The organism is Caballeronia sp. LZ029, assembly GCF_031451275.1.
GTDB lineage: Bacteria > Pseudomonadota > Gammaproteobacteria > Burkholderiales > Burkholderiaceae > Caballeronia > Caballeronia jiangsuensis.
Genome location: NZ_JARUXO010000011.1, coordinates 1 through 807 on the forward strand (window position 1 = coordinate 1; position 807 = coordinate 807).

Here is an 807-nt window from a genome sequence, read left to right on the forward strand (position 1 = left end):
GCCTCTGCCATACACAGCCCTGCTGAGCGAGAACAATCTGCCCAACGCCTATATGGTGCGCACGCTTTTGAAACCACATTCTGCAGAGCTTCCTTAACGGATGACTCGCAGACTTACGCGGGCCGTTTTTTTTCGCAAAGTGCTGCAATAAGTGATACGCAGGTGTGAACGCCGGTCTAAATCCGACACTAAGCGACGGCGTCGTGGAATTGATCCGCTAAACGAGCGGTTTCTCGTTGAGGAATGGCAGGGAGCGTGCAGCCGGGCACTGATGGCGCTTTGTGCGTCGTAAGGAGCCCGCAGGGCGAGTGCAGACGCGCAAAGCGCGTTGGGAGATGACGGCGGCAAGCAGTTGCGGTAGAGAGGTGGCCTCGGTAGTTCGGACAGTTTTCCGAGACTTTTGAGTGGAGCGTCCGAGGCAATCATGCTGCCGATTTGATCGCTGGCAGCGTCGCGAAGTATGCCTCATCCGGCGTCTGATCCGCCAAGCTCGAATGGGGCCGTTTTCGGTTGTATAGCTCGATGTAGTCGCCGATGGAGCGCCGGGCGTGGGTGACCGATTCGTAGGCCCTCAGATAGACTTCCTCGTACTTGACGCTGCGCCACACGCGCTCGACGAACACGTTATCGCGCCAGGCGCCTTTGCCGTCCATAGACAGCTGCACGCCGCGCTCAAGTACGGCATCGGTGAACGGGGCCGCCGTGAACTGGGCGGATTCAACCGGTCGTCGCAACACTGGATTGTTGAACAGATTTTAGGTACTCGTCGAGAGCTTCCGCAGGCGTCTTCCATCCTAGAGTTTTTCG

General features: G+C 58.0%; 1 pseudogene. It reads right to left on the reverse strand.

Annotation, left to right across the window (positions count from 1 at the left end):
• Positions 1-422: 422 nt before the first annotated feature.
• Positions 423-719 (reverse strand): annotated as a pseudogene (locus QCE73_RS33870) (transposase); the annotation flags it as partial.
• Positions 720-807 lie beyond the last annotated feature (88 nt).